The organism is Streptococcus sp. SM5 (genome assembly GCF_027497975.1).
This window is the reverse complement of the sequence record NZ_JAJNSC010000023.1, coordinates 36750-55501: the sequence shown is the minus strand read 5'-3', so window position 1 is coordinate 55501 and position 18752 is coordinate 36750. Positions and strand designations below refer to the sequence as shown.

Below are 18752 nucleotides of genomic sequence, written 5' to 3'. Positions count from 1 at the left end.
GTGAGTAATCTCCAGTAGTTTCGTCAAAGTTTACAGATGGAGCTGTTACTTTGTAGTGTGTACGACGTTTGTTTTTCTTCGCTTTTGAAGTGCGACGTGCAGGTACTGCCATTTTGATTTCTCCTTTAGGTATTTAGATTCGATTCAATCTACTGATTTTCATCAACCATATTAGAATAACACATTTTTTTTGTAAAGTAAAGTTACTTGACAAAAAAAGATGAAAAAATTAGAAGGTCATCCCCTGAAGTAATCGAAATTTTCTGAAAATTCAAGAATTTTCTTCTGTTCATTGCTTTTAAAATGTGCTATAATAGTAAAAACTGAAATGGGAGGGAACAAATGACTGAATTAGATAAACGTCACCGCAGTAGCATTTATGACAGTATGGTAAAATCACCTAACCGTGCCATGCTTCGTGCGACTGGTATGACAGATAAGGACTTTGAAACACCGATTGTAGGAGTGATTTCGACTTGGGCGGAAAATACACCATGTAATATCCACTTGCATGACTTTGGGAAATTAGCCAAAGAAGGTGTCAAATCGGCAGGTGCTTGGCCTGTGCAGTTTGGGACTATCACTGTAGCGGACGGGATTGCCATGGGAACGCCTGGTATGCGTTTCTCTTTGACATCTCGTGATATCATCGCAGACTCTATCGAGGCGGCAATGGGTGGTCACAACGTAGATGCCTTCGTCGCTATTGGTGGCTGTGACAAGAACATGCCTGGTTCTATGATTGCCATTGCCAATATGGATATTCCAGCTATTTTTGCCTATGGTGGAACCATTGCACCGGGAAATCTTGATGGCAAAGACATTGACTTGGTTTCTGTCTTTGAGGGGATCGGAAAATGGAACCACGGTGATATGACAGCTGAGGACGTGAAACGTCTCGAATGTAATGCCTGCCCTGGCCCTGGTGGCTGTGGTGGTATGTACACTGCTAATACCATGGCGACTGCTATCGAAGTTCTCGGTATGAGTTTGCCAGGATCTTCATCTCACCCAGCTGAATCAGCTGATAAGAAAGAAGATATCGAAGCAGCAGGACGTGCTGTTGTTAAGATGTTGGAACTTGGTCTTAAGCCATCAGATATTTTGACTCGTGAAGCCTTTGAAGATGCTATCACTGTAACTATGGCTCTCGGTGGTTCTACAAACGCCACTCTTCACTTGCTTGCTATTGCCCATGCGGCCAATGTTGACTTGACACTTGAGGACTTCAATACGATCCAAGAGCGTGTGCCTCACTTGGCTGATTTGAAGCCATCTGGTCAGTATGTCTTCCAAGACCTCTACGAAGTTGGTGGTGTCCCTGCGGTTATGAAATATCTCTTGGCAAATGGTTTCCTTCATGGTGACCGCATCACATGTACTGGTAAGACAGTTGCTGAGAACTTAGCTGACTTTGCAGATCTCACACCAGGTCAAAAAGTTATCATGCCACTTGAAAATCCAAAACGTGCGGACGGTCCGCTTATCATCTTGAACGGGAATCTTGCCCCTGATGGCGCGGTTGCCAAGGTGTCAGGTGTTAAAGTGCGTCGTCACGTTGGACCGGCTAAGGTTTTTGACTCAGAAGAAGATGCTATTCAGGCCGTTCTGACAGATGAAATCGTTGATGGCGATGTAGTCGTTGTTCGTTTCGTTGGGCCTAAGGGTGGTCCTGGTATGCCTGAGATGCTATCACTTTCATCAATGATTGTTGGTAAAGGTCAGGGAGATAAGGTTGCCCTCTTGACAGATGGTCGTTTCTCTGGTGGTACTTATGGTCTGGTTGTTGGACATATCGCTCCTGAAGCTCAGGATGGTGGACCAATTGCCTACCTTCGTACAGGCGATATCGTTACGGTTGACCAAGATACCAAAGAAATTTCCATGGCTGTATCTGAAGAAGAACTTGAAAAACGTAAGGCAGAAACAACCTTGCCACCACTTTACAGTCGTGGTGTCCTCGGTAAATATGCCCATATCGTATCATCTGCTTCACGCGGAGCCGTGACAGACTTCTGGAATATGGACAAGTCAGGTAAAAAATAAACTCATACTCTTCGAAAATCTCTTCAAACCACGTCAACGTCGCCTTGCCGTATATATGTTACTGACTTCGTCAGTTCTATTTACAACCTCAAAGCAGTGCTTTGAGCAACCTGCGGCTAGTTTCCTAGTTTGCTCTTTGATTTTCATTGAGTATCAAAAAGCAAGCCAACTTCGGCTTGCTTTTTTTAATCTTCAAAAGTAATTTTCCTGCTTAACGAGGTGGCAATCCAAGGGCAATGCGGCCGTAGCGACTGATTCGTGTAATCTTCCAAGCAGGCGACCAGGTAACTTCAACCTTGACATCTTCGATGCCCTCGATTTGTTTCAAACCTGCAACGATTTCGATAGGCAGGCTTTCGGCACAATCGCAGGCAGTATCGGTGAAGGTCATGACAATCTTACAGATCCCCGTTTCGTCTAGATTAATTTCATAAATCAGCCCTAGATTGTAAACATCCAATTCCACATCTGTATCAAAAACCTTCTCTAGTTTTTCGATAATTTGGTCTTGCAAGGCTAAAGCGCGGTCATTGATTTTGATATCCTCTCTCATTACAGTCCCTCCACGTGATAAATATCCTCTATTTTCTCATAATTCTGACAATTTGGCAAGTTTTTGATGAATTTTCTGAAAAAATATGATAATATAGAGAAAATGCCGAATCAAGGGGAAGGATATGGAGCAGATTGGAAAAGTTTTTAGACAATTACGAGAGTCAAGAAATATCTCGCTGAGACAAGCAACTGGGGGACAATTTTCGCCGTCTATGTTGTCTCGCTTTGAAACAGGTCAGAGTGAGCTTTCGGTGGAAAAGTTTCTATTCGCCCTAGAAAATATATCTGCCAGTGTGGAGGAAATCCTCTTTCTAGCGAGAGGTTTTCAGTATGATACAGATTCTGAGTTAAGAAAAGAAATCATAGATGTCTTGGATCCAAAGAATATAGCTCCGCTTGAGGACTTGTATTACAAGGAGTATCAAAAGCATGCCCATTCTCAAAACAAACAGAAACATATTTTAAATGCCATTCTTATCAAGTCTTATATGAAGAGCATGGATGAAAGGGTGGAGTTAACGGCAGAGGAAGGGAAAGTCCTTCATGACTATCTGTTTTCTACCGAGATTTGGGGAATCTATGAACTCAATTTATTTTCAGTCAGTTCACCATTTCTATCTGTTTCTCTTTTCATTAGATATGTACGAGAAATGGTACGTAAATCTGATTTTCTAATGGAAATGTCTGGCAATCGAAACCTGTTTCACACTATACTATTGAATGGCTTTTTAGCTAGTATTGAGTATGAAGAATTTACCAATGCCTCTTATTTTAAACGTGTTATCGAAGAGCATTTCTACGAGGAAAATGAGACCTATTTCCGAATTGTCTATTTGTGGGCGGAAGGTCTCCTTGATAGCAAGCAAGGTAGGGTCAAGGAAGGCCAGAAAAAGATGGAAGACGCTGTCCGTATTTTTGAGATGCTTGGCTGTAACAAATCTGCCGAATATTATAGAAATACGAACGATTGTTGAATATCTGCAAACCAAGAAAATAATTTAAAATTTTAAGCGATAGAATTGTTGAGCTCTCTCGTGTCACTGGAGAAATTCTATCGTTTCTTTTTGCTCATTTCGTTTGTTGCATATATTCAAAAGTTTTCCTCTAAGATTTCTAAGTGCTATACTGTAGTCATACTTCACATAAGAACTTATACTCTTCGAAAATCAAATTCAAACCACGTCAGCTTCACCTTGCCGTACTCAAGTACAGCCTTCGGCTAGCTTCCTAGTTTGCTCTTTGATTTTCATTGAGTATTCTAACAAGAAGGGAGATTATCTATGAAACTATTGTTTAGAAATCAAGCTTATCGACTCTTGACTTTGTCACGATTCTTCAATGCTTTTGGTGCTTCGATTTTCAATCTGGTCTTTATCGTCTATGCATCGACCTTGTCACAAGCCTCCTTTGCTGTTGCTATGGCGAATATTGTCATGATCATTCCCACGCTCTTTACAGTTTTTGTAGGGATTCGGGCAGATTACACGAGGGACAAGGTCAAATGGATGGTCTATAGCGGTTTGTTTCAGGCGGTTTTATTTTTTCTAGCAGCCCTAGTTGTTCAGCAAGCTACTCTCTTTGCCTTTTCTAGCCTGTGTTTGATCAATGTCATTAGTGATGTTATCAGTGATTTTGCTGGTGGTTTGCGCATGCCTCTCATTAAGGAAAAAGTAGCTGAAGATGATCTGATGGAAGCTTATTCTTTTTCCCAGTTCATCACCTATATTTCAGCTATTGGTGGTCAAGCTTTTGGAGTATGGCTCTTAGGTTTATCGGTCAACAATTTTTCCCTTGTTGCGGGAATCAATGCCTGTTTCTTCCTAGTATCAGCCTCTGTTCTCTTTTTAGGAAAAAGTAAATTGAGCCTGTCAATGTCATCTGCTGATGGTGAATCACTAAAAAATGAGAAGCTTTCTATCAAAGACCAGTTCCTAACAATTTACCGAAATTTACGCCTTGTTTTTCTTAAAGGTGGACAGAAAAACTTTGGATTCATGATCTTTGCTGTCTTGCTTATCAATGCCTTGGGTGGTTCCTTAGGGGGCATCTACAATATCTTCTTTTTGAGCCACTCTCTCTTGAATTTTTCTTACACAGAGGCGTTATTTATCAGTCAAGTCGGTGCTTTAGTAGCAGTCATCATCAGTAGCCTTACGGGCAATGATTATTTTGGGAAGCAGTCCTTGCCTAGATTGATGATGTGGGTGACCGTAGGACTTAGTCTAGTTGGTCTGGCTAATGTATTCAATCAAGTCGTGCTTGGTTTGCTATTTCTATTTTTAACTCTGTATATGTCTGGTAAAGTTCAACCAAAGATTAGTGCCATGCTCATGAAAAATCTAGCTCCAGAAGTTCTAGCTCGTACCAGTAATTTTTTAGGTCTCTTGTTTACCTTATCCATACCTGTGGGAACAGCTTGTTTCTCACTAGTAGCCGTATGGAATATACAGTTGACTTGGATGCTATTTGTTGGTCTTTCCTTCCTGGCTATTCTTTTGACAGTTATTAATCTCAAAAATGATATCTAAATCCTAAATTTTTTCTCACTGTTTTAATCCCTCTATTTATGGTAAAATAAGACTATTAAGTTTAAAGAGGATTCCCTATGAAATTACAAAAACCAAAAGGAACGCAGGATATTTTACCTGCTGAATCTGCCAAATGGCAGTACGTTGAGGGCTTTGCCCGTGAGATTTTCAAGCGCTACAACTATGCAGAAGTGCGCACGCCTATTTTTGAGCATTACGAGGTTATCAGCCGTTCTGTCGGAGATACAACGGATATCGTAACCAAGGAAATGTATGACTTTTATGACAAGGGTGATCGCCATATTACTCTCCGTCCAGAAGGAACAGCGCCCGTTGTCCGTTCCTACGTGGAAAATAAACTCTTCGCCCCAGAAGTACAAAAGCCAAGTAAGTTCTACTACATGGGCCCTATGTTCCGCTATGAGCGTCCACAGGCAGGGCGTTTGCGCCAGTTCCACCAGATTGGTGTTGAGTGTTTTGGATCTAGCAATCCAGCTACTGATGTGGAAACCATTGCTATGGCAGCTCATTTCCTGAAAGAAATCGGCATCCAAGGTGTCAAATTGCACCTCAACACTCTTGGAAATCCTGAGAGTCGTGCGGCCTACCGTCAAGCCTTGATTGACTATTTGACACCGCTCAAGGAGACCTTGTCTAAGGATAGCCAACGTCGTTTGGAGGAAAATCCTCTTCGTGTCTTGGACTCTAAAGAAAAAGAAGACAAGGTAGCAGTAGAGAATGCACCTTCTATCTTGGACTTCCTTGATGAAGAAAGTCAAGCTCATTTTGATGCTGTGCGTCAGATGTTGGAAAATCTTGGAGTAGACTATATCATCGATACCAATATGGTGCGTGGTCTGGACTACTACAATCACACTATTTTCGAGTTTATTACTGAGATTGAGGGCAATGACCTGACAGTCTGTGCGGGTGGTCGTTACGATGGTTTGGTTTCTTACTTTGGAGGCCCTGAAACTGCTGGATTTGGTTTTGGACTTGGTGTAGAGCGCCTGCTTCTCATTCTTGAAAAGCAAGGTGTGGCCCTCCCTATCGAAAACGCCCTAGATGTCTATATAGCAGTCTTGGGTGATGGAGCAAATGTCAAGGCCTTGGAATTAGTACAAGCTCTTCGCCAACAAGGTTTCAAAGCAGAGCGTGATTACCTCAACCGTAAACTCAAAGCTCAGTTCAAGTCAGCTGATGTCTTTGCGGCTAAGACCCTCATCACCCTAGGAGAGAGCGAAGTCGAAAGCGGACAAGTAACGGTCAAGAACAACCAAACTCGAGAAGAAGTGCAAGTATCACTTGATGCTATCAGCCAAAACTTCTCAGAAATCTTTGAAAAATTAGGCTTTTAATAGTAGATAAACTGGTCAGGATTTTACTCCTGACCTTTTTCTTTTGCAAAATGACAAAAATCATAAACTTTTTGACAAATATGCTTGTCAAAAAGAAAAAGATGTGTTACAATATAAGCAAGTTAAGAGAAAAGGAGAAAGGAATGCTTAAAAATCGTCTAAAAGAGCTTCGGGCTCGCGATGGTCTCAATCAAACCGACCTAGCCAAACTAGCAGGGGTTTCCAGGCAGACCATTAGCCTACTAGAACGGGATGAGTACACCCCGTCCATTATCATTGCCCTGAAAATATCTCAAATTTTCAACGAAACAGTCGAATCGGTATTTCGCTTGGAGGAGGACGAGTGATGAACATGTATAAAGTGGTTTATTATATGAGTGTTCTTGCCCTTATTGTGAATGCCTTTGCTATGATTGGAACATTACTGGGGTGGTTCTATTTTGTTGAAAGTAAGTATTTGTTTTGGATTAACTTAGTCCTCTTGTCCATTTTCAATCGGTTGAAGAAAAAGGAGAAAAATGATGAACAAGTATAAAGTAATCTATTATGTAGTTGCTATAGCTCTATTAGTTAGCGTGTGTCTACTAATTGGAACAAATCTAGGATGGTTTGATCTCTATTACAGCGACCAATTTATTTGGGCCTACTTTGCTCTTATCCCAGTCGTTGACTGGATTGAAAAGAAAGCAAACAATCTAGCAAGTGAAAAAGGAGAATGAATATGGAAAAGAAAAGGAAACGTGGATTGTTGTTTTTAATGTCTGTTGTCTTGGGAGGTTTCTTGGGCGGTTTTGTAGGGATGTTTAAGGCTGCTACCGAATCCCACGAAATTATGTTAGATGTAAAAGTCTTGATACCATGGATATCAGCTATTTGTTTAGTGTTAGGTTTCATTAGCATTTTTTTGACATTCAATTTCTTAAAGAAAAGCAGAAAATTTCACTCCTTGTATCAAGAGGAAATGGATGATGATCTGAATGAAACCTATTATGTGCAGATGTATCGGAATCTCGAGTTTGGAACTATTGCTTTTAATAGTGCAAGCGTAGCGATTTTATTGGCTCTCTTCATTTCAGGAAGTGAAGTAATTGTACTCGATATAAGCCATATAACCTTATCCCTTTCCTTTTTGGGATTAGTGTTAGTTTTAAATGCTCAAAAATATCTTTTTAAGACCATTGCGATTGTTCGTCAGTTTGATTTAGTATTTTTCTCTACACCAAAGGATATCTTGGACCATTTCGATTCTTATGATGAAGGGGAGCGCAAGGCTAATTTGGAACAGAGTTTTCTGATTTTATTCCAATTAAATAACTATGTCTTGCCAGCTTTGTACTTTCTGATTGCTCTCTTTTCCTTACTGACAGGAGAGATTCAGTTACTAGCCTTCTTGCTTGTAGGAGCAATCCATATTTATATCAATGTGATGCAGTTACCTATGGTAAAACGTTATTTCAAATAAAGGAGTTTCTATGATTCGTGTTGAAAATGTAAGCAAAAGTTTTGGGAGCAAAAAAGCTCTTCATCAGATTTCTTTTGAGATTAAGGAGGGTGAAATCTTTGGTTTTCTTGGCCCTTCTGGCTCAGGTAAAACAACCATGATCAATGTCTTAACAGGACAGTTGGCTGCAGATCAAGGTAAAACAGTTTTGTTAGGCAAGAACTCTCAAGATTTAACCTCCAATGATTTGGAACAAATTGGTATTGTTAGTGATGGCAGTGGTTTTTATGAAAAGATGAGTCTTTACAAAAATCTTCTCATCTATGCTAAGTTATATGGTCTTAAGTCAGATAGAGTAAATCAGGTGCTCCAACAGGTTGGATTGGCAGATGCTAAAGATATTATCGCAGAAAAACTATCTACAGGAATGAAACAACGAATGTTCTTGGCTCGTGCCCTTCTTAATGCTCCTAAGATTCTCTTTCTAGATGAGCCAACCAGTGGCTTAGACCCTACAACATCTAAGATGATTCATACCCTACTTCAAGAATTAAAGCAGGCGGGGACAACTATCTTTCTGACCACGCATGATATGAATGAAGCAACTCTGCTTTGTGATCGCTTATCTCTTTTGAATAAGGGTAACCTAATAGAGTATGGAAGTCCGCAAGATATCATCCAGAAGTACCATGTGGATAAGAAAGTACGTGTGGTTTATAATGATGGACGAGAACAGATAGTTCCATTTGAAGAATTACCACAATTAGACACGACAGATTTGATGGTGGTTCACTCTTGTGAGCCGACACTAGAAGAAATCTTTATCAGATTGACAGGAGAAAAGTTAGATGTTTAGAAAATTAAATGCCCTACTATGGTTAAGAGTGCAAGTTCTTATTAGCAATTCAACTTTGTTAGCGACTTTATTGATTCCTTTTGGTATTGCTGTTTTATATAATGAATTTTTAAATAAGAATGGACAATTGAGCCTATTTTTACTATCTTCTAGCTTGACGATGGTCTTGAGCATGGGAAGTGGTTATATGGTATCGATTATGATGGCAGAAGATAAGGAAAAACGAAATCTTAAATCACTCATCCTAAGTGGTGTGACAGCAACAGAATATACTTTCAGTATGCTTGTTCTCCCTATTCTGATAATGTTGGTTGCTATGACTGTACTTCCCATCTATCTTAAAGTAGATGTATCTGGTTATTTATTTGCCTACGTTATCTATTTGCTCCTAGCAACTATTAGTATTATTTTTCTCAACCTTCTAATCGGTGCGGTGTCAGATACTCAATCTAAAGCGCAAGTTTATAGTATCTTCCCTGTGTTAATTGTTTCTTTTTTACCTATAATTGCTCTTCAAAATGATACGGTTCAGAAAGTGTTGGATTACTCTTTTATTGGTCCAATTGTAAATCTTTTAAATAAAAAAGGTGGGGAAATATCTTTTTCTAATATCGGCATGTTACTTGCTTGGGTACTTGTGTTAGGAATAGCAGACCTCTTTGTATTGAAAAACAGCTATAAAGCAAGATAGGAGACCTTTATGAAATTACTTAAAAACCTCGGCTGGTTTCTTCTAGCCCTTCTATCCTTTTTCTTTATCTATAGCTTCATTCAGGGGCTCGCGACTGCTTCGCTTGCCTTAGGTGCTTCCCCCTATGCTGTTACCTTGCTCTATGTGGCCTTGGCTGGAGTATACGTGTACGGCATTTACAAATGGTATCAGAAAGCTCCTGTTCATATTGAGAAGAGTGACTTCAACCGATTTATTTGGCTTCCTGCCTTGGTTTGGTTCTTAGCTCTTGTCGTTCAATTCTTCCTGCCCGATGATCCTTCAGTAAATCAGCAAATAGCGACAGACTTGACCTTGTCTCAACCACTCTTCTCCTTCTTTGCTGTCGTTATTTTTGCTCCTTTGACAGAAGAACTTATCTTTAGAGGGATGTTGGCACGCTATCTCTTTCCTAAGCAGGACAAGAGCAAACAGGTTCTGTTTCTTCTGGTATCTAGTGTTTTGTTTGCCTTGATTCATTTCCCAGGTGATGTTCAACAATTTTTAGTTTATGCTAGTCTTGGTTTTAGCTTGGGCTTGGCCTATATTAGTAGAAAAGGTCTGGTCTACAGTATTTCTCTCCACGCTTTGAATAATTTAGTCAGCTTTTTGATGATTCTCATGCTATAATAGAGTCAGGAGGTCACATGAAACGAGTAATTTTATTAGCAGTGATTCAAGCAGTCGTTCTATTTTTCATCATTGGAGCGCTAGCTTATGCCTTTAAGGGCGATTTCTTCTATAACTATCTAGCAGTCGTCTTTGCCCCTATTGCAGGTGTCTTGCGCTTTGGGACAGCTTACACAACGGAAATTGTCTTGCCTCGAAAGGCAGCCGAAATTGCTGAAAAGCGTAAAGCAGGCAACAATTCAAAATAAAAGAGTCCGATGAACTTCATCGGATTTTTGTATGGGCGTCAATTTTTAGAGTCTTCACTTGATTTTTAAAGACTGGCAAACTTTTCTGATGATTTTCATGAAGAGCCTGCGCTTTTATGGTAAAATAGTAACAGAATAAAAGAGGAGAGAAACAATGAAACGTAGTATGTATGCTGGTCGTGTTCGTGAGGAACACATCGGACAAGAAATAACCTTGAAAGGATGGGTTGGCCGTCGTCGTGACCTTGGTGGTTTGATCTTTATCGATCTTCGTGACCGTGAAGGAATTATGCAGTTGGTTATCAACCCTGAAAAAGTATCTGCAGAGGTCATGGCAACAGCTGAAAGCCTTCGTAGCGAATTTGTTATCGAGGTGACTGGACAGGTCGCTGCGCGTGAGCAAGCCAATGATAAGTTGCCAACTGGTGCAGTCGAGCTAAACGTGACAGCTCTGACAGTACTGAATACAGCTAAAACAACCCCATTTGAGATTAAGGATGGCATTGAGGCCAATGACGATACACGTTTGCGTTACCGTTACCTTGACCTTCGTCGTCCAGAAATGTTGGAAAATCTTAAACTTCGTGCCAAGGTGACCCACTCTATCCGCAACTACTTGGATGAGTTGGAGTTTATTGACGTGGAGACACCATTCCTTTCTAAGTCAACTCCTGAAGGGGCGCGTGACTACTTGGTGCCATCTCGTGTAAATAGAGGGCATTTCTACGCCCTTCCTCAAAGTCCACAAATCACGAAACAGCTCTTGATGAATGCTGGTTTTGACCGTTACTATCAAATCGTTAAATGTTTCCGTGACGAGGACTTGCGTGGTGACCGCCAGCCTGAGTTCACTCAGGTCGACTTGGAAACATCTTTCCTTACTGAGCAAGAAATCCAAGATATCACAGAAGGATTGATTGCGCGTGTCATGAAGGAAACAAAAGGCATTGAAGTCACTCTGCCTTTCCCACGTATGAAGTATGATGACGCTATGGCTCTTTACGGTTCTGACAAGCCAGATACCCGTTTTGACATGTTGCTTCAGGATTTGACAGAAGTGGTCAAAGGTGTAGACTTTAAAGTCTTTTCAGAAGCACCTGCTGTAAAAGCAATTGTGGTCAAAAGCGCTGCGGACAACTATTCACGTAAAGACATCGACAAGATGACTGAAGTAGCCAAGCAGTATGGTGCCAAAGGTCTTGCTTGGGTCAAGGTAGTTGATGGAGAATTAAACGGACCAGTTGCTAAGTTCTTGACGGACATCCAAGCAGAATTGACAACAGCGCTTGCTCTTGAAGATAAGGACTTGGTTCTCTTTGTGGCAGATACGCTTGAGGTAGCTAATGCAACACTCGGTGCCCTTCGTGGACGTATTGCCAAAGAGCTTGGCTTGATTGATAACGATAAATTCAACTTCCTTTGGGTGGTTGACTGGCCAATGTTTGAATGGTCTGAAGAAGAAGGTCGCTACATGAGCGCCCACCATCCGTTTACTCTTCCACAGGAAGAGACTACTCATGAATTAGAAGGCGATTTGGCTAAGGTTCGTGCCATTGCTTACGATATCGTCTTGAACGGTTATGAGCTTGGTGGTGGTAGCCTTCGTATCAACCAAAAAGACCTTCAAGAACGCATGTTCAAGGCTCTTGGTTTCTCAGCAGAAGAAGCAAATGACCAGTTTGGCTTCCTTCTTGAAGCCATGGACTATGGTTTCCCACCACACGGTGGCTTGGCTATCGGGCTTGACCGCTTTGTCATGCTCTTAGCAGGAGAAGAAAATATTCGTGAAGTTATTGCCTTCCCTAAGAACAACAAGGCAACTGACCCAATGACACAAGCTCCTTCAACAGTAGCTCTCAAACAACTAGAGGAACTCAGCTTACAAGTAGAAGAAGATGAAACAAGCAAAACGAATTAAGCGGTGGCGCTATTATCTGCGCCGCTTTGCTCATCAGATAAAAATTTTACGTGTCTTACAAAGCATCTCTCGTGAGAAGTATGACGAGAAGATTTCGGCCTCTCTGGTCTATGGTTTTTTATCAGCAGTAGCGGTCAATTTCTTTTTCCAACCAGGGCATGTATATTCGAGTGGTGCGACAGGTCTGGCACAGATTATCTCTGCCTTGAGTAATCACTGGTTTGGTTTTCACATTCCGATTTCGCTGACTTTCTATGCCATTAATTTTCCTTTGATGGTCTTGGCTTGGTATCAGATTGGGCATAAGTTCACAGTCTTTACCTTTATCACGGTATCCATGAGTTCTTTCTTTATCCAGTTCGTCCCTGTGGCGACCTTGACGGAGGATCCCATTATCAATGCCCTTTTTGGGGGTGTTGTCATGGGCTTGGGGATTGGTTTTGCTCTTCGCAACAATATCTCCAGTGGTGGAACGGATATCGTCAGCCTGACCATTCGCAAGAAAACAGGTAAGAATGTTGGTAGTATTTCTTTCTTGGTCAATGGGACCATCATGCTGATAGCAGGTTTGACCTTTGGTTGGAAATACGCTCTCTACTCTATGATTACCATCTTTGTCTCTAGCCGTGTGACAGACGCTGTCTTTACCAAGCAAAAACGCATGCAGGCCATGATTGTGACCAATCATCCAGACAAGGTAATTGAAAAAATCCATAAAAAATTGCACCGCGGAGCAACCATGATCCACGATGCAGAAGGAACCTATAATCACGAGAGAAAGGCAGTTTTAATTACTGTCATTACACGAGCAGAGTTTAATGAATTTAAACAGATTATGAAACAGGTGGATCCAGGTGCCTTTGTCTCTGTATCGGAGAATGTTCATATTCTGGGACGATTCGTTGAAACAGAAAATTAGTAACCAAAAAACCAGCGCGAGCTGGTTTTTATTTTTCGATAATTTTGTGGGCAATCAACTGACGGTAACAAATTTGTTTATTGCTTTTAGCATCGCTGATAATCTGGAGGATCGTTTCAAATGATGTTCGACCAAGCTCCAAACTATTGATATCGACATAGGCTGCCAAGTTGAGCTTAGGATTGACTGAGTCGAAGCTGAGGACAGGGACATCCAGTTGGTGTTTTGCGATGTAATCACAGACCCCTGCAGCAAGGAGACTATCAATGGTAATAATAGCGTCAATATTTGAATCGTGTTTGAAGAGAAGTCTACTAAAGCGATAACCATTATCTTCAAGAAATTCAGTAGCAAAGCAAGTCAGATTAGTATCGAGAGGCAGTTTGTATTGCTTGAGTGCGGACTCATATCCTGTTAAACGGTCTTGTGTTACGAAGAGTCGCTTAGTTCCTCCAATGAAGGCTATTCGTTTGCAGCCTTTTTTGATAAAATATTCGGTTGCATCAAAACCAGCTTGGACATTGTCATTATCTACAAGAGGGATGAAGGGTGAAATGGATTTTCCTAGGATGAGGAAGGGAAACTGCTCATCAGCGACCAGTTTGACCAAGGGATCTTCCTCTTCGGCATAAAGGAAAATCAAACCATCCACACGTTTACCGTAAACCATCTGTGAAATCGCTTTAAGTCGCTCTTTTTCGTCTTTACCTGTTGCAATCTGAATAGCATAGTGATTTTCAGAAGCGACTTGGGCGATACCACGGAGGACAGATGGGAAGAAAGGATTTTGATAGAAGGCGTCTGAGTCGTCAGGAAGGACCAAGCCGATCACTTGGGTATAACTGCTTACCAAGCTACGAGCGTTGAGGTTGGGGTGGTAATTGAGCTCCTTCATAGCCTTGCGAACGCGTTTTTTTGTTTCGTCGCTAATGGTTGATTTGTTTTGAATAACACGGGTTACGGTTGAAGGCGAAACACCAGCAGCCTTGGCCACGTCTTTAATCGTAACGGGCATAAAAATCTCCTATTTATGGTAATCTGGATCACGGAAATGCGTTTTATAAAAGATAGTGACCAGATACAGAACAAAAAGAATGTTTTGTACAGTAATCAGGGTTGTCATATTTTGGCCAAATAAGCCCAAAATAAGTGTAATCAGAGTTGGTAATCCTAAACAGTTCAAGATAAAATGGTAGCACTCTTTAAAGGTCCTAAATGAAAAGAGGCGTGATTTCTTAGTGATATAAAGGAGAAGACTCGCTCCTAGAGAGACAATAAAGAAATTCAAACCAAAGAGGAAACTCGCACCGAGAACTAGGAAGAGACTGATATAGACACGATTTTGCTGATACCAGTCTTTAGAAATGGCTTGGGTCAAGCTGTCTTTACTTTTGAAACTCTCAGTCTCAATCGCTCGGTAAGAGATACGGGTCAGCTCTTTACTTTCCTTGCTGATGACGAGCTCATTCGTATCGAAATGCAGTTGCAAGTCCTTAGGTAATTCCTTGCTTTGACTTGGACCGATTAAAAGAGAAGGGGCTTGACTAGCTGTTCCTGTATAAGTAAATTTACCATCAACAATTGCAGCATGTTCGGAGAGATCCTGGACAACCTTATCTGTCAATGGTTCATAGACATTATCGATAAAGGTTTCTAGCGGATAAGTCTCCTGTGAGCTGTTTTGGATGGCAATGGGTACCATAGATAAGCTGATAAGGAAGATACTGGTAAAGAGAAGTTGGAACCAGTTGAGTCCGAAACGTTTGGACAGGGGCTTACGAAATCCCCAAATACTTGAAAAATAGGAAAATGGATATGGAAGCATAGGTATCTTTCTAAAAGGTGTTTTCTATATGAGTATTATATAGAGAAATGTGCTTTATTTCAAGTCTAGGAGATAAATTGCTTGCTACAAGGATAGTTTTACAGTAACAAGTTTTAAAATGAAAAAGGGTGGCGGGGATAAATTATCCCTTGTCGCCACCACTTGTAAGTCCTGAAACAAAGTTCTTTTGTAGGAAGAAGAAGAGAATACAGATTGGAAGGGCAATGAGGATAGCACCTGCTGAGAAGTAGGCAATCTTCAAGTTTTTCACATTGCTAACGAAGGTTTGGAGACCTACGGCAACAGTAAAGTATTCTTTCTCACGAAGCAAGAAACTAGAAAGGATATAGTCTCCAAAAGGTCCCATGAAGGCCCAGAGAGCTTGTACGGCAACCATTGGGCGAACAAGTGGAAGAACAATTTGCCAGAAGCGGCGGAAGTGTCCTGCACCGTCTAGTTTTGCAGATTCGTCTAGAGACATTGGCACTGTATCGAAGTAGCCTTTCATGAGCCAAGCATTCATCGGGATACCACCACCAACGTAGAGGAAGATGAGGAACCAGCTGTGGTTAAGGGCGTTCAACATAAGTGCCATAACGAAGAAGGCTGTCAAAGCGGCCATGGTTGGCACCATTTGGATAATCAAGAAGAAGACCAAACTTTGTTTACGAGCCAAGAAGTTGTAACGGCTGTAAGCATAACCAGCAAGTACGATAATACTTGTTTGAACAGCCATAGTAATTAAGGCGATAATCAAAGTGTTGAGATACCAAGTACCGTATAGGGTTTCAGTAAAGAGTCCTTTAAAGTTATCAAAATTGAAGTCGATGTTAGTATCGAGTTTAAAGGCCGCGACGTTACCTGCTTTAAAGGCTGACATGATGGTAATCAAAAGTGGATAGATAATCACGATTGATAGGCCAATTAAGTAGAGGTAAGTAAGGGTTTGAGTCAGTCTACGTTTGAGTTTAATTGAGTTATTCATCTTAGACGTCCTCCATATCAAATGCGTGTAGTTTCTTGAATGCGATCATAGAGATTGAGATGACAATGATAGAGATAATCAAGGTAACAGCTGCCGCCATTGAGTATTGAGGAGATGTACCTGTTGTCAAACGGTAGATCCATGAGATCAAGATATCAGTTGAACCAGCTCCCCCTCCGACACTACCAGGACCTCCACCATTGAAGAGGTACATGATAGAGAAGTTGTTAAAGTTGAAGGTATATTGGCTAATCAAAGTAGGTGCCGCAACAGCCAAGATCATTGGGAAAGTGATGTTACGGAATTTTTGCCAAGCATTGGCACCGTCAATATAAGCTGCTTCGTAAAGGTCGTTAGGGATAGATTGTAAGATACCTAAAGTCAAAACGTAGATGTATGGGAATCCAAGCCAACCCTGCATCATAATCAAGGCAATCTTAGTCCAAGTTGGGTCTGTTTTCCAAGGAATAAGAGTACCATCAAGGAAAGGAAGGAATTTAGCTAAGATTGGCAATACTTGAGTGTTGATGGCTCCGACACTATCGTTAAACATATTTGAGAATGTCAAGATAGTGATGAAGGCTGGAACAGCCCAAGGAAGAAGGAAAATAACACCAAAGATACGTTTTCCTTTGATAAATGGTTGGTTAGCAATGATAGCTGTGAAGATACCGATGACGATCTGTAAAGTTGAGGCAGCCAAAGCCCAGATGATAGTCCAAGAAAGAACGGCACCAAAGGCAGAACGGAAGGTACTCAAACTCCAGATGTTCGTAAAGTTGGTCAAACCAACCCAGTCCAACAATTTGTTTGGTGGCAAGTGTTGGAAGTCGTAGTTGGTAAAGGCGATCATCAAGGTTACGATAACTGGGAAGATGATCGCAAAAGTCATGGCAACATAAGATGGAATGATCAAGAGGTAAGGGAAGCCATTTTCATAGATTCCTTTGACCATTTCTTTAAAGGTAAGTGCTACTGGTATGCCATTGTTAATGTGTTTGGCAGTTGTATGTGCATCTTTGATATTTGCGAAATAAAAGAGTACATAAACAACTACAAAGATTAAATGGAAGGCACCACGAATCAGCATAAAGAGGGAATTGTCACGACCTGGTTTGTCACCAAGAGTGATGAGATTACTCAATTCAGGGGCTGCAAGTGCTAGGAAGTAAAGGACGAATACGATGGTTACACCAAGGAAGATAAAACCTTTGGCTTTTTGTTTATTGTAAATCTGTCCTAACCCAGGAATGATAGACAGCAGAGCTGCTTTACTAGGTTGTTGCTTTTCCATAATAACTCCTTTCATAGGATACTGGTTTCTAATTAAAACCTAAACTATATATGTTTTTGATTGATAAATTCAAAGGGGGATTTGATTTCCACCCCCCTTGAACAAATTTTTTATTCACCAAATTTTTGTTTGATTGTTTCTTTGATCAATGTTACAGCGTCGTTAGCAGCTGTTTTCGCATCTTTCTTACCACTTACAGCATCAAAGAGCATAGTTTTCGCTGGATCCCAAACTGCAGACATTTGAGAGATGTTTGGCATTGGTTGAGCGTTCTTGAACTGTTTGATAACAGCTGTTGTCAACTCATCATTTTTACCTTCAGCATATGTACGAGCTTCAGTGTTAGCTGGGATTTCGTTAGTTGTATCGTAGAAGGCTTTTTGTTCTTCAGTTGAAACAAGGAAGTCTACAAATTTTTGAGCGCCTTCAAGGTTCTTAGTGCTTGATGGGATGATCCAAGCTTTACCACCACCGAATGCAGCATATTCTTTTCCATTTGGAAGAGTTGGGATAGTTGCAACACCGTAGTTTACTTTAGCATCTTTAAAGGCTTGAGCTTTCCAAGGTCCGTCGATGATAGCAGCTGTTTTACCTTCTTGGAATTGAGTTTGGATTAAGTTGCCAGCACCTTCAGTATCTTGCATACCTTTAGGCCATTTTTCATACCAAGATTTAGCGTAGTTGATACCTGCGATAGAACCGTCGTTTGCAAGACCGATATCTTTGGCGTCTTTACCGTTTTGTCCGAATACGTAAGCACCGTTACCAGCAAGAAGTCCATATGCATAGTAGAAGTTTGTCCAGTCAGCTAGGAAAGCAGAAGTTTTTCCATCTTCTCCAGCGAAGGCATATTTGCTATCTTTAGCAAGGTTTTCTAAGTCAGCAAAAGTTTTTGGAGCTTCTTTTACCAAGTCTTTGTTGTAGTACATAACAAGTGACTCGATAACAGCAGGAGCACCGTAAACTTTACCATCAGCAGCTGTTACAAGAGATTTAGTTTTATCATCTGTTTTAGCGCCGTCGCTCAATTTAACTTCTGAAAGTTGTCCGTCAGTACCAAGGCTACCTACACGGTCGTATGGAGCCATCATAACGTCAGCAGCTTGACCTGATTGGTTGTCAAGAGAAAGTTTGTCAAGCCCACCCATTTGGTCTCCTGTTTTGATGGTAACTTTTACGCCAGCTTCTTTTTCGTAAGCTTTTGCAGCTGATTCAGCAAAGGCTTTATATTGGTCTTCAACGTAGAAAGTGAGTTCTTTGGCTTCAGATGAACCAGAATCAGCAGGCTTATCAGCAGTTTTGCTTCCGCAAGCTACCAAAAGCAAGCTAGCAAGTGTAACAGTTCCAAGCACAGCAGCGCTCTTCATGAATTTAGATGACATAGTGTATTCCTCCTAAAGAATAACAAATTTTATAATGAGGAAACGCAAACGTTTTCCT

21 protein-coding genes are annotated in these 18752 nt (G+C 41.0%); 14 read left to right on the top strand and 7 right to left on the bottom strand.

What is annotated here, in order from left to right; genetic code table 11:
* A partial coding sequence (gene rpmF / locus PAN07_RS14275) for a 50S ribosomal protein L32 (RefSeq protein ID WP_269798169.1) occupies positions 1 to 112 on the bottom strand: 112 nt, incomplete at its 3' end.
* Between the two features lie 230 nt (positions 113 to 342).
* Here rpmF and ilvD point away from each other — a divergent pair.
* Positions 343 to 2046, top strand: coding sequence for a dihydroxy-acid dehydratase (gene ilvD / locus PAN07_RS14270; protein WP_247933160.1), 1704 nt, complete (start codon positions 343 to 345; stop codon positions 2044 to 2046).
* Positions 2047 to 2257: 211 nt separating this feature from the next.
* Here the strand turns inward: ilvD and PAN07_RS14265 are convergent, their stop codons facing one another.
* Positions 2258 to 2599 carry a metal-sulfur cluster assembly factor gene (locus tag PAN07_RS14265; protein ID WP_261116996.1) on the bottom strand — a complete coding sequence of 114 codons (342 nt, stop codon included), beginning with the start codon at positions 2597 to 2599 and terminating at the stop codon, positions 2258 to 2260.
* A 124-nt stretch (positions 2600 to 2723) separates the two neighbouring features.
* Between PAN07_RS14265 and PAN07_RS14260 the strand changes: the two genes are divergently transcribed.
* The 13 genes from PAN07_RS14260 (at position 2724) to PAN07_RS14200 (ending at position 13208) form a co-directional block, all read left to right on the top strand.
* Positions 2724 to 3575 carry an Rgg/GadR/MutR family transcriptional regulator gene (locus tag PAN07_RS14260; protein ID WP_247933625.1) on the top strand — a complete coding sequence of 284 codons (852 nt, stop codon included), beginning with the start codon at positions 2724 to 2726 and terminating at the stop codon, positions 3573 to 3575.
* Between the two features lie 306 nt (positions 3576 to 3881).
* The gene (locus tag PAN07_RS14255) at positions 3882 to 5129 is read left to right on the top strand and encodes a transporter (RefSeq protein ID WP_084862186.1); all 1248 of its coding nucleotides are present in this window, start codon (positions 3882 to 3884) and stop codon (positions 5127 to 5129) included.
* A 77-nt stretch (positions 5130 to 5206) separates the two neighbouring features.
* Positions 5207 to 6487: a histidine--tRNA ligase gene (hisS, locus tag PAN07_RS14250; protein ID WP_172924717.1), complete on the top strand. Its 1281-nt coding sequence runs from the start codon at positions 5207 to 5209 to the stop codon at positions 6485 to 6487.
* 143 nt (positions 6488 to 6630) lie between these two features.
* Positions 6631 to 6834: a helix-turn-helix transcriptional regulator gene (locus PAN07_RS14245; protein ID WP_031237122.1), complete on the top strand. Its 204-nt coding sequence runs from the start codon at positions 6631 to 6633 to the stop codon at positions 6832 to 6834.
* Complete coding sequence (locus tag PAN07_RS14240) at positions 6834 to 7022, top strand: hypothetical protein (RefSeq protein ID WP_070526253.1); 189 nt, start codon at positions 6834 to 6836, stop codon at positions 7020 to 7022. The genes PAN07_RS14245 and PAN07_RS14240 overlap by 1 nt, the downstream gene beginning before the upstream one ends.
* On the top strand, positions 7009 to 7206 hold the full coding sequence (locus tag PAN07_RS14235) for a hypothetical protein (RefSeq protein WP_033682914.1): 198 nt from the start codon (positions 7009 to 7011) through the stop codon (positions 7204 to 7206). The genes PAN07_RS14240 and PAN07_RS14235 overlap by 14 nt, the downstream gene beginning before the upstream one ends.
* 2 nt (positions 7207 to 7208) lie before the next feature.
* Positions 7209 to 7949 carry a DUF3169 family protein gene (locus PAN07_RS14230; protein WP_070526255.1) on the top strand — a complete coding sequence of 247 codons (741 nt, stop codon included), beginning with the start codon at positions 7209 to 7211 and terminating at the stop codon, positions 7947 to 7949.
* Positions 7950 to 7959: 10 nt separating this feature from the next.
* A complete protein-coding gene (locus PAN07_RS14225; RefSeq protein ID WP_023947599.1) occupies positions 7960 to 8784 on the top strand; it encodes an ABC transporter ATP-binding protein in 825 nt (274 codons plus the stop codon).
* Entirely contained in the window at positions 8777 to 9475 is a 699-nt protein-coding gene (locus tag PAN07_RS14220) for an ABC transporter permease (RefSeq protein WP_023947601.1), read from the top strand. The genes PAN07_RS14225 and PAN07_RS14220 overlap by 8 nt, the downstream gene beginning before the upstream one ends.
* 9 nt (positions 9476 to 9484) lie before the next feature.
* The gene (locus PAN07_RS14215) at positions 9485 to 10123 is read left to right on the top strand and encodes a type II CAAX endopeptidase family protein (RefSeq protein WP_023947603.1); all 639 of its coding nucleotides are present in this window, start codon (positions 9485 to 9487) and stop codon (positions 10121 to 10123) included.
* 17 nt (positions 10124 to 10140) lie between these two features.
* Positions 10141 to 10371 (top strand): hypothetical protein, encoded by a 231-nt coding sequence (locus PAN07_RS14210; RefSeq protein ID WP_000832185.1) that lies wholly within the window; start codon positions 10141 to 10143, stop codon positions 10369 to 10371.
* A 154-nt stretch (positions 10372 to 10525) separates the two neighbouring features.
* Entirely contained in the window at positions 10526 to 12289 is a 1764-nt protein-coding gene (aspS, locus tag PAN07_RS14205) for an aspartate--tRNA ligase (protein ID WP_269798167.1), read from the top strand.
* Positions 12267 to 13208 carry a YitT family protein gene (locus PAN07_RS14200; protein WP_000806276.1) on the top strand — a complete coding sequence of 314 codons (942 nt, stop codon included), beginning with the start codon at positions 12267 to 12269 and terminating at the stop codon, positions 13206 to 13208. The genes aspS and PAN07_RS14200 overlap by 23 nt, the downstream gene beginning before the upstream one ends.
* A gap of 28 nt (positions 13209 to 13236) precedes the next feature.
* On the opposite strand, the gene PAN07_RS14195 is transcribed toward PAN07_RS14200, so the two are convergent.
* The 5 genes from PAN07_RS14195 to PAN07_RS14175 form a co-directional block, all read right to left on the bottom strand.
* A complete protein-coding gene (locus PAN07_RS14195) occupies positions 13237 to 14223 on the bottom strand; it encodes a LacI family DNA-binding transcriptional regulator (RefSeq protein WP_261077696.1) in 987 nt (328 codons plus the stop codon).
* 9 nt (positions 14224 to 14232) lie between these two features.
* A complete protein-coding gene (locus tag PAN07_RS14190; protein ID WP_261077695.1) occupies positions 14233 to 15033 on the bottom strand; it encodes a DUF1189 domain-containing protein in 801 nt (266 codons plus the stop codon).
* Positions 15034 to 15175: 142 nt separating this feature from the next.
* Positions 15176 to 16018, bottom strand: a complete 843-nt coding sequence (locus PAN07_RS14185) for a sugar ABC transporter permease (protein WP_033675775.1) — start codon at positions 16016 to 16018, stop codon at positions 15176 to 15178.
* Between the two features lies 1 nt (position 16019).
* Positions 16020 to 17312: a sugar ABC transporter permease gene (locus tag PAN07_RS14180; protein WP_185757741.1), complete on the bottom strand. Its 1293-nt coding sequence runs from the start codon at positions 17310 to 17312 to the stop codon at positions 16020 to 16022.
* Between the two features lie 110 nt (positions 17313 to 17422).
* Complete coding sequence (locus PAN07_RS14175) at positions 17423 to 18694, bottom strand: extracellular solute-binding protein (protein ID WP_004259122.1); 1272 nt, start codon at positions 18692 to 18694, stop codon at positions 17423 to 17425.
* Positions 18695 to 18752 lie beyond the last annotated feature (58 nt).

Bases quoted from the DNA above. Each gene is read 5' to 3' on its own strand.
- ilvD (WP_247933160.1), top strand. From the start codon at position 343: ATGACTGAATTAGATAAACGTCACCGCAGTAGCATTTATGACAGTATG.
- PAN07_RS14265 (WP_261116996.1), bottom strand. From the start codon at position 2,599: ATGAGAGAGGATATCAAAATCAATGACCGCGCTTTAGCCTTGCAAGAC.
- PAN07_RS14260 (WP_247933625.1), top strand. From the start codon at position 2,724: ATGGAGCAGATTGGAAAAGTTTTTAGACAATTACGAGAGTCAAGAAAT.
- PAN07_RS14255 (WP_084862186.1), top strand. From the start codon at position 3,882: ATGAAACTATTGTTTAGAAATCAAGCTTATCGACTCTTGACTTTGTCA.
- hisS (WP_172924717.1), top strand. From the start codon at position 5,207: ATGAAATTACAAAAACCAAAAGGAACGCAGGATATTTTACCTGCTGAA.
- PAN07_RS14245 (WP_031237122.1), top strand. From the start codon at position 6,631: ATGCTTAAAAATCGTCTAAAAGAGCTTCGGGCTCGCGATGGTCTCAAT.
- PAN07_RS14240 (WP_070526253.1), top strand. From the start codon at position 6,834: ATGAACATGTATAAAGTGGTTTATTATATGAGTGTTCTTGCCCTTATT.
- PAN07_RS14235 (WP_033682914.1), top strand. From the start codon at position 7,009: ATGAACAAGTATAAAGTAATCTATTATGTAGTTGCTATAGCTCTATTA.
- PAN07_RS14230 (WP_070526255.1), top strand. From the start codon at position 7,209: ATGGAAAAGAAAAGGAAACGTGGATTGTTGTTTTTAATGTCTGTTGTC.
- PAN07_RS14225 (WP_023947599.1), top strand. From the start codon at position 7,960: ATGATTCGTGTTGAAAATGTAAGCAAAAGTTTTGGGAGCAAAAAAGCT.
- PAN07_RS14220 (WP_023947601.1), top strand. From the start codon at position 8,777: ATGTTTAGAAAATTAAATGCCCTACTATGGTTAAGAGTGCAAGTTCTT.
- PAN07_RS14215 (WP_023947603.1), top strand. From the start codon at position 9,485: ATGAAATTACTTAAAAACCTCGGCTGGTTTCTTCTAGCCCTTCTATCC.
- PAN07_RS14210 (WP_000832185.1), top strand. From the start codon at position 10,141: ATGAAACGAGTAATTTTATTAGCAGTGATTCAAGCAGTCGTTCTATTT.
- aspS (WP_269798167.1), top strand. From the start codon at position 10,526: ATGAAACGTAGTATGTATGCTGGTCGTGTTCGTGAGGAACACATCGGA.
- PAN07_RS14200 (WP_000806276.1), top strand. From the start codon at position 12,267: ATGAAACAAGCAAAACGAATTAAGCGGTGGCGCTATTATCTGCGCCGC.
- PAN07_RS14195 (WP_261077696.1), bottom strand. From the start codon at position 14,223: ATGCCCGTTACGATTAAAGACGTGGCCAAGGCTGCTGGTGTTTCGCCT.
- PAN07_RS14190 (WP_261077695.1), bottom strand. From the start codon at position 15,033: ATGCTTCCATATCCATTTTCCTATTTTTCAAGTATTTGGGGATTTCGT.
- PAN07_RS14185 (WP_033675775.1), bottom strand. From the start codon at position 16,018: ATGAATAACTCAATTAAACTCAAACGTAGACTGACTCAAACCCTTACT.
- PAN07_RS14180 (WP_185757741.1), bottom strand. From the start codon at position 17,312: ATGGAAAAGCAACAACCTAGTAAAGCAGCTCTGCTGTCTATCATTCCT.
- PAN07_RS14175 (WP_004259122.1), bottom strand. From the start codon at position 18,694: ATGTCATCTAAATTCATGAAGAGCGCTGCTGTGCTTGGAACTGTTACA.